Here is a 7,960-nt window from a genome sequence, read left to right on the forward strand (position 1 = left end):
TTCGTGAGGGCCTTCGTGCGGGCGCCGGTGGTGACCCGGTCCGCGCCCCTTTACCCTATCTGCCATAGATTGGTCCGCCCAATGTGGCGAGCGTTAGGCGCACGCTGACCGATTGTCGCGGCCCCAGGCGTCCGATGACCGTGTCTTCCTGCCGGTAGATGACGTCCACCCGCAAGCAGTCGTCGCGATAGAAGACGCCCATGTCGCGGATCACCCAGGCGTCCTGGCTCAGGTCGCGGTTGCCGTAGGTCGAGACGCCCCAGTTGCGGCCGAGATAGAGCTCGCCGCCGACGTCGAGGTTCTCCCGCGGCCGGGCGTTGATGTCGAAGTCGTCGGTCAGGTAGCGCACGAAGCCCGAGCCCCAGCGCCGCGCGACATTGGCCCCGGCTTCCAGGCGGTGGATGCCCAGGGTCTCGCTGTCGAGGCGCGCCCGGGTGAACAGCGAGACGCCGCGCAGCGGCTGCGCGTCGGCCGCCACCACCCAGTCCGAGGCCTTCTGGCGCAGACCCGAGCGGGCGCGGAAGACGTTGTTCTCCTCGGCCCGGAAGCTGCGCCCGACCAGCAGGCTCGCGCGCCGCCCGTCGTCCCACAGCACCGAGGCCCGGCCGGCGACGTTCACCCGCGCCCCGTCTTCATAGAGGTCGAAGCCAGGGAACTTGTTGGTCCGGAACAGGGTCGTCTCGTCGAACTCGAAGGCGACGCTGTCCTCGTTCAGATAGATCGGCTCGCCGGCCGAATCGCGGCCGATCACCACCTGCTTGGCGTCGGGTGAGATCGCCGCCTGGACGATCGGCTCCAGCACGACGGTGGATTCCTTCAGCCGCCGGAACACCGGGTACGACACCGTCGCCCCGGCCACCGCCAGCGGCCGGGCGAGGTTGCGCGAGCCGGCGTCCGCCCCCGTGGCCGTGATCAGGTCGCTCACCGCATAGGCGTCGGCCCGCAGGTTCACGAACGGGTCGATCCGCACGCCCGACCTGGCGGTGAAGGTCCGGCGCCAGTCGACCTCGCCGGTGATCCGCCGGCTGTCGACGCCCGGCAGGCGCTGGGCCAGGAACTCCGGCTGCGGCGACTGCTCGCGGGTCAGCACCACCGCGCTGCCGTGGAACCGCACCCGCCCGCCGAGCACGCTCGAGGCCGGCTCGAAATGGCTTTCGACCAGCGGTCCGATGACCGGGAAGGTGCGGTCGTTGTCGTCGCCGATGCTGGTCGTCTCGTCCCCGTCGCGACGCAGGCCCTGAATGCTCATCGCCGCCACCGAGGCGTAGGACCGCCGGTCCTGACGGATCGCATAGACCTGGGAGATCAGCCGCCTGTCGTCGGCGACGTAAGGCCCGCGCGATTCGAAGACGTCGCCGACCTGGTACTTGTCGAAGATCAGGTCGTCCGAGGTCCGCTCGGCCGTGAAGCCCCAGCGCCACTTCTCGTTCGGCTGGAACGAGCCGCGACCGAGGATGTAGCTGCGGTTGGTCGACGGCCCGAAGCGGTCGCCGCGCCCGTCGAAGTCCTGCTCGTGGGTATAGCCGAACCGAAGGTCGACCTCGCCGGTGTAGAACCGCTTGCGCAGCCGCCCGTTCAGCAGCGGATTGACGCTCGAGTTGATCTGCGGGCTGATCGTCAGGTCGGCCGACGGCCCCAGCACCCAGTAATAGGGCTGCTCATACGACAAGCCCCGCCGGTCCGACGCCGAGATGTTCGGCGTCAGGAAGCCCGAGGCCCGCGGCGACTGCGGATCAGCGTGCCAGAAGACCGGCAGATAGAGCAGGGGAGCTCCGAACACCCGCACCCGGGCGTTGCGGTAGTAGACGAGGCGCCGGGCCTTGTCCTGGACCACGCGGTCGGCGCTGATCGACCAGCTCGGCGTCTTGGGCGTGCCGTCGGCCGCGCAGATCTCGCACGGCGTATAGATCGCCCGGTTCAGCTCCTGCACCGTCTCGTTGCGCCGCACGGCGCTGGCGGCGGCGATCTTGATGTTCTCCTGCAGCCGGGCCGAGAACCCGAGGGCCACGCCGGTCCGCATGTCGTCGTCGAGCACGAACTCGTCGGCGAATTCCACCGACCCGTCGGTGTTGATGATCTGGACGTTGCCGCGCGCCCGGATCACGCCCTGGCCGTCGGTCTCGCCCTCTTCGTAGATCAGGTTGTCGGCCCGCAGCGTCCGGCCGTTGTAGCGGATCTCCACCGAGCCCTTGGCGGTGGTCACCAGGCTCTTGTCGTCGCGGATGATCTCGTCGGCTTCCAGGTAGAGCTCGTCCGGCTGCAGGCCGTCGCGGTTGACGGCGGCGGCGTTGGCGCGACTCCCGCCGTCAGTCCGCGCCTGGGCGTTCGCCTCGAGCGCGCCGCCCAGCACGGCCGCGATGGCGGCGCCGGCCAACAGGGCGCGCTTGGCGGCGGAGGGCCTGCCCGGACTCATACGCTTCAAGACCCCTCCAGAGCCGCGGTTCGGCAAGGCTTGCCGATGCATAGCCGGGCGGCGCCAGGATTCAACCGTCTTCGGTGTAAAACAGCAGAGTGAAGCCCGACAGCAGCGCCACCATCGCCGGGGCCCAGGCCGCGACAAACAGCGGAATGATGTCGGCCCGCGCCAGCGCGCCGCTGATCTGGTCGAAGAAGAACACCACGAACCCGAGCGCCACGCCGGCTCCGGCCAGGCCCGCGAGACCGCCCAGCCGCGCCAGCCGCAGGGAGAACGCCGCCGCCAGCACCGCCATCGCCGCGAACAGCAGCGGCGTCGACAACAGCTGCTGGAACCTGAGCCGGTAGGCATAGGCCGAGAACCCCGCCTGCTCCGTCACCCGGATCGCCGAGGGAAGGGCCCAGAAGGCGATGGCTTCCGGCGAGGCGAACCGCGTCATCGCCGCCTCACCGTCGAGGGTCGAGCGGATCGACAGGGTCTCCGAGCGCACCGAATTGCCGCCCGCCGCCGCCTCGCGCACGTCGGTCAGCCGCCAGAAGCCCGGCATCAGCCGCGCCTCGGCGGCCTCCAGCCGGCGGCGGAACTGCAGCGCCCCGCGTGCATCCTTTTCGTAGATGAACAGTGAGGCCCGCCGCAGGCGCACGACCCCGCCCACCGTGTCGCGGTCGCGGGCGTGGATGACGATCTGGCTGCCCTCGTCGCCCTGGCGCAGCCAGATGTCCTGCGGCTCATCGCCCAGATAGTTGTCCATCAGCCGGGCCCGTTCCGCTTCGAAGCGGCTGTTCAGCTTGGCGGCCAGCGGATTGACCAGGGTCACCGCGATCACCCCGGCGGCGAAGGCCGCTCCCGCGAACGGCAGGATGAAGCGCCACGCGGACACCCCCGCCGCCCGCATGGCCACCAGCTCGCTCTTTCGGTTCAGCCCGACGTAGGCGCTGATCCCGCCGAACAGGAAGACGAAGGGCAGCAGCACCTGGATCAGCGACGGCGCCCTGAGCGCGGTCAGCCACAGGATCGTCGTCACCCCGACCTCGGCCCGCGTGCCGACCGAGCGCGACAGGTCGACGAACTGGATCAGCAGCACGACCGAGGCGATCACCGCCATGGCCGCGCCGACCCCGCCCAGGGTGCGGGTCAGCACATAGCGCTCGATGCGCCCGAGCCGGATCACGCGGCCGCTCCGGCCGGCGCGGCCCGCGGGCGGCGGATGTCGATGAACCGGCTGACCCGCTGGCGGAAGATGCTGCGCAGGGCCAGCGCCATGGCGCCGAGCGGCACGGCGTACTGCAACAGGTTCAGCCACGCCTCTTCCTCGCAGGCGGCCAGCACCACGAACCCGATGATCCGCACCAGCACCGCGGCGGCCCCGATCGCCGCGATGCGCCGGCCATAGCCCAGCCGCGAGAAGCCGCCGCCGATGATCGCCGACAGCGCCATGGCCATGAAGGCGATGTTGTAGAGCGGGCTCGCCAGCCGCGCGTGGCCCTCGGCCAGCAGCTCCAACCGGTTCCGCTTCTCCCAGTCCTGCTCCAGGTCGGGGAAAAACAGCTCGTGCAGATAGCGGTCCGACGGCTTGTAGTGGATCAGCTCCGTCGAGTTGGTCATCGGCGACAGGTCGAAGGCGTACTCATTGAACGTCAGGTAGTTCAGCACGCCGCGCTCGGAGAACTCCTGCGTCGTGCCGTTGCGCATCAACAGCACATTGCGTCCGGCCCGCTTCTCGATCCGGCCGTTCTCGGCGGTGTAGACCGTCGCGGATCCGTCGGACTTCTGCTGATGGATGAAGAGGTTGCGGAAGCCGCCGTCGCCCTCGACGTTCTGCGCATAGACCGTCAGGCCCGGCGCCGGCTCGGTGAACTCCCCCTCCCGCACCAGGGTCGAGGCGATGTCGGTCCGGACCTCGAACAACTCGGCGCGCAGCGTCCGGAACGCCGCCGGCTGGATGAACAGGTTCATCAGCAGGGCGATGAACGCCACCGTGCAGGCCAGGCGAATGGCCGGCGAGATCACCCGCCATCGGCTCATGCCGCCGGCGAAGCAGACGACGATCTCCTGCTCGGTATGCAGCCGGTTCAACGCCACCAGGGCCGCCACGAACAGGGCGATCGGCAGGATCATGTTGATCAGCTGCGGCATGTAGAGCAGCGTGATCTTCAGGAACACGAAGCCGCTCTGGCGCTGGTTCACGATCAGGTCGAGACCGGCCAGGCTCTGGCTGAGCAACGCCACCCCCGTCAACGCCAGGGTGGCGAGCAGGGTCGGGCCGGCCAGCTGGCGCAGGAGGTATCGGTCGATCAGGCGCATCGATAAGAAATACGGCTCACCCGGAGATTTTGACGCGCCCCGGCCGCGGAGCTGTTCTAAACCATGCGTCGCCGCGTCGCACAACCGCCGGCCCGGCTCACCGAACCGTACCTGAGTTTTAGGAGATCCGCTCGCCATGGAGATCGAGTTCGTCGCATCGGACGCCGCCGCTCCCGCCCGCAGCGCTGTCGCGCAGGTGGTTTTCGAGGGTGGAACCCATGACGGCGCGATCGGCCAGGCGGTCGCCGCGAGCCGATTCACCGGCGCCAAGGGACAGACCCTCGAAGTCCCGCCTCAGGCCGGCGAGGCCCGCCGGGTCCTGATCGGGGCCGGGAAGGCCGAGGCCTTCGACGCTATGGGGGCCGAGCATGCGGCCGCCAACGCCTTCAACGCGGTCAAGCTTTCCGGGCTCGAGAGCCTGCGCCTGATCCTGCCGAAGGCCGATGCTGAGCTCGCGGCCCGCGCCGCCCTGGGCGTTCGGCTCGCCGCCTACCGCTTCGACAAGTACCGCACCACCGAGACCGCCGATAAGAAGCCTTCGGTGCGCCGGACCGAGGTGGTCGCCGCCGACAGCGCCGCCGCGCTCGCCGCCTTCCCGCCGCTGGCGGCCCTCGCCGACGCGGTCAGCTTCGCCCGCGACCTCGTCTCCGAGCCGGCCAACATTCTCTATCCAGCCGAGTTCGCGCGCCGGGTGAAGGACCTCGAGGAACTCGGCCTCAAGGTCGAGATTCTCGGCGAGGCCGAGATGACCGACCTCGGCATGGGCTCGCTGCTCGGCGTCGGCCAGGGGAGCGTGCGCGAAAGCCAGCTCGTCGTCATCCGCTGGAACGGCGCCGCCGATCCCGACGCCCAGCCTGTCGCCTTCGTCGGCAAGGGCGTCTGCTTCGACACCGGCGGCATCTCCATCAAGCCGGCCGACGGCATGGAGGACATGAAATGGGACATGGGCGGGGCCGCCGCCGTGGCCGGCCTCATGCACGTCCTCGCCGGCCGCAAGGCCCGCGTGAACGCCGTCGGCATCCTCGGCCTCGTCGAGAACATGCCGGACGGCGCGGCCCAGCGTCCGGGCGACGTCGTCACCTCGATGAGCGGCCAGACCATCGAGATCATCAACACCGACGCCGAGGGCCGGCTCGTCCTCGCCGACGCCCTCTGGTACTGCGAGCAGCGCTTCAAGCCGAAGTTCATCGTCGACCTGGCCACCCTGACCGGGGCGATCATCATTTCGCTGGGCAACGACTACGCCGGCTGCTTCTCCAATGACGACGCCCTGGCCGCCAACCTGCTGGCCGCCGCCGGCGAGACCGGCGAGCCCCTGTGGCGGATGCCGCTGCCGGAGGCCTACAACAAGCAGATCGACTCCATGATCGCCGACGTGAAGAACACCGGCGGCCGGGCAGGGGGCTCGATCACCGCCGCCCTGTTCCTGCAGAAGTTCGTCAAGTCGACGCCCTGGGCGCATCTCGACATCGCCTCGACCGCCTGGAAGAAGCCGTCCAGCGTCCCGACCATCCCGGAAGGCGCCACCGGCTACGGCGTGCGGCTTCTGAACCGCATGGTCGAGGCCAAGTACGAGGGCTGATCCGGCGATGGCGGCCGCCGCCTGCGAGGTCTGGTTCTATCACCTGGAACGGACCGGGCTCGACCAGGCCTTGCCGGAACTCCTGGAAAAGACCCTGGCCCGCGGCTGGAAGGCGGTGGTGCGCACGCCCTCGCCGGACCGCGTCGAGCACCTCGACAGCTGGCTCTGGACTTACCGCGACGAGAGCTTCCTGCCGCACGCCCCGGCCTCCGAGCCAGGGGCGGCGCGCCAGCCGGTTCTCCTGACCACGGAGCTAGAAAACCCGAACGCCGCCGACGCCCTTTTCCTGATCGATGGGGCCCAGGAGGGCGATCTCGCCGGCTACGCCCGTTGCGTCGTGCTGTTCGACGGCGGCGACGCCGGCCAGCTGGCCGCCGCTCGGGCGCAATGGAGCCGGATCAAGGCGTCAGGCGCGCCGGTCTCCTATTGGAAGCAGCAGGAGCGCGGATGGGAGAAGCAGGCATGAAGCCGATCGTCATCGCCGCGGCGCTCGTCGCCCTGGCCGCCTGCGCGGCGCCGGCCGACCCAATGCCGCCTCCGACCCCTGCACCGGCCCAGCCGCCGCCCGCAGCCCCGCCTCCGCCCGACCCGCCGCAGCCCGACGCCTGCGGCGCCTACCAGCTCCAGCACCTGGTGGGCCGGCCGCGCAGCGAAATCCCCGTCGCGCCGGACCCGAGCAAGCACCGCGTCGCCTGCACCGCCTGCCCGGTGACCCAGGACTACCGCGCCGACCGCCTCAACTTCTTCTTCGACGCCAACACCGGCCTGATCGAACAGGTCCGCTGCGGGTGAGACCCTTTGATGCTCCCCTCAAAGGGAGCTCTCGCGAAGCGGGCTAGGAGCGCGGCCCTAGGAAATCTCCACCCCCAGCTCGCGCAGCAGCCCCAGCCACCCCTCGCGCCCGGCCTTCTTGTCGAACTTGGCCACCGCCGCCTTGCGCGCCTCGGCGCGCATCGCCGCGGACGCCTCCGGATTCCGGCAGGCCTCGATCATCGCCGCCGAGAGCGCCTCGACGTCGAAGAACGGCAATAGCCGGCCGCTCACCCCGTCCTCGATGGCGTCGTGCAGCGGCGCGGTGTCCGACCCGATGACGTAGCAGCCGCTGGCCATCGCCTCCGACAACGACCACGAGAGCACAAACGGGTAGGTGTAGTAGACGTGAGCCGTCGACAGCCGCAGCGCCGCCAGCATTCGCGGATGTGGCACCCGCCCGAGGAAGTGCACGCGGGCCGCGTCCAGCTCTACCCCGTCAAAGCAGACGTCCTTCCAGGTCCTGCCCTCGGGCGCCGTGCCCCCGTAGCCGTTCGACTTGGCCTCGCCGATGACGATCACCTGCGCGTTCGGTACCGCCTTCAGCAGGGCGGGCAGGGCGCGGGCGAAGATATGCAGCCCGCGCATCGGCTCCATGTTGTTGTTCACGTGGGTGATCACCGGCGTTCCCGGCTGGATCACCCGCCCGTCGTCCAGGGCGAACGGCTCGGCCGGCCCGGGGCGGATCGCGTCCACGTCGACGCCCTCGTGGAACACCCGGACCCGCGGGGCGAACACCGAGGGCAGGACCGAGGCCTGGAACGGCGTCGGCGCGACGATGGCGTCGGCGTGGGCCAGGGCCAGGGCCATCGCCGCGTTCTTGCTCTTGCCGAGCAGGATCGCCTCCT

Annotated in this window: 7 protein-coding genes; 3 read left to right on the plus strand and 4 right to left on the minus strand. The window is 69.9% G+C overall.

Annotated elements, in window-relative coordinates; genetic code table 11:
- Nucleotides 1-55: 55 nt before the first annotated feature.
- The 3 genes from ACILRF_RS03220 to lptF form a co-directional block, all read right to left on the minus strand.
- Nucleotides 56-2,413: an LPS-assembly protein LptD gene (locus ACILRF_RS03220; RefSeq protein WP_395670834.1), complete on the minus strand. Its 2,358-nt coding sequence runs from the start codon at nucleotides 2,411-2,413 to the stop codon at nucleotides 56-58.
- A gap of 70 nt (nucleotides 2,414-2,483) precedes the next feature.
- On the minus strand, nucleotides 2,484-3,587 hold the full coding sequence (locus ACILRF_RS03225) for an LptF/LptG family permease (RefSeq protein ID WP_395670828.1): 1,104 nt from the start codon (nucleotides 3,585-3,587) through the stop codon (nucleotides 2,484-2,486).
- Nucleotides 3,584-4,720, minus strand: a complete 1,137-nt coding sequence (gene lptF / locus ACILRF_RS03230) for an LPS export ABC transporter permease LptF (protein WP_395670829.1) — start codon at nucleotides 4,718-4,720, stop codon at nucleotides 3,584-3,586. Before lptF ends, ACILRF_RS03225 begins: the two co-directional genes overlap by 4 nt.
- 136 nt (nucleotides 4,721-4,856) lie before the next feature.
- On the opposite strand from lptF, the gene ACILRF_RS03235 reads away from it, so the two are divergent.
- Genes ACILRF_RS03235 through ACILRF_RS03245 form a run of 3 tightly spaced genes read left to right on the plus strand, consistent with a single transcriptional unit; the run spans nucleotide 4,857 to nucleotide 7,094 of the window.
- Nucleotides 4,857-6,302 (plus strand): leucyl aminopeptidase, encoded by a 1,446-nt coding sequence (locus tag ACILRF_RS03235; protein WP_395670830.1) that lies wholly within the window; start codon nucleotides 4,857-4,859, stop codon nucleotides 6,300-6,302.
- Nucleotides 6,303-6,309: 7 nt separating this feature from the next.
- Nucleotides 6,310-6,768 (plus strand): DNA polymerase III subunit chi, encoded by a 459-nt coding sequence (locus ACILRF_RS03240; RefSeq protein WP_395670831.1) that lies wholly within the window; start codon nucleotides 6,310-6,312, stop codon nucleotides 6,766-6,768.
- Nucleotides 6,765-7,094 carry a peptidase inhibitor I78 gene (locus ACILRF_RS03245; protein ID WP_395670832.1) on the plus strand — a complete coding sequence of 110 codons (330 nt, stop codon included), beginning with the start codon at nucleotides 6,765-6,767 and terminating at the stop codon, nucleotides 7,092-7,094. Before ACILRF_RS03240 ends, ACILRF_RS03245 begins: the two co-directional genes overlap by 4 nt.
- A 57-nt stretch (nucleotides 7,095-7,151) precedes the next feature.
- Here ACILRF_RS03245 and ACILRF_RS03250 read toward each other — a convergent pair.
- A partial coding sequence (locus ACILRF_RS03250) for a glycosyltransferase (RefSeq protein WP_395670833.1) occupies nucleotides 7,152-7,960 on the minus strand: 809 nt, incomplete at its 5' end.

Origin of the sequence: Phenylobacterium sp., from assembly GCF_044236515.1 — a bacterium.
Classification (GTDB): domain Bacteria; phylum Pseudomonadota; class Alphaproteobacteria; order Caulobacterales; family Caulobacteraceae; genus Phenylobacterium.

What these genes read in the sequence shown, in the direction of transcription:
- ACILRF_RS03240 (WP_395670831.1), top strand. Translation starts at nt 6,310, where the DNA reads ATGGCGGCCGCCGCCTGCGAGGTCTGGTTCTATCACCTGGAACGGACC.
- ACILRF_RS03235 (WP_395670830.1), top strand. Translation starts at nt 4,857, where the DNA reads ATGGAGATCGAGTTCGTCGCATCGGACGCCGCCGCTCCCGCCCGCAGC.
- lptF (WP_395670829.1), bottom strand. Translation starts at nt 4,720, where the DNA reads ATGCGCCTGATCGACCGATACCTCCTGCGCCAGCTGGCCGGCCCGACC.
- ACILRF_RS03220 (WP_395670834.1), bottom strand. Translation starts at nt 2,413, where the DNA reads ATGAGTCCGGGCAGGCCCTCCGCCGCCAAGCGCGCCCTGTTGGCCGGC.
- ACILRF_RS03245 (WP_395670832.1), top strand. Translation starts at nt 6,765, where the DNA reads ATGAAGCCGATCGTCATCGCCGCGGCGCTCGTCGCCCTGGCCGCCTGC.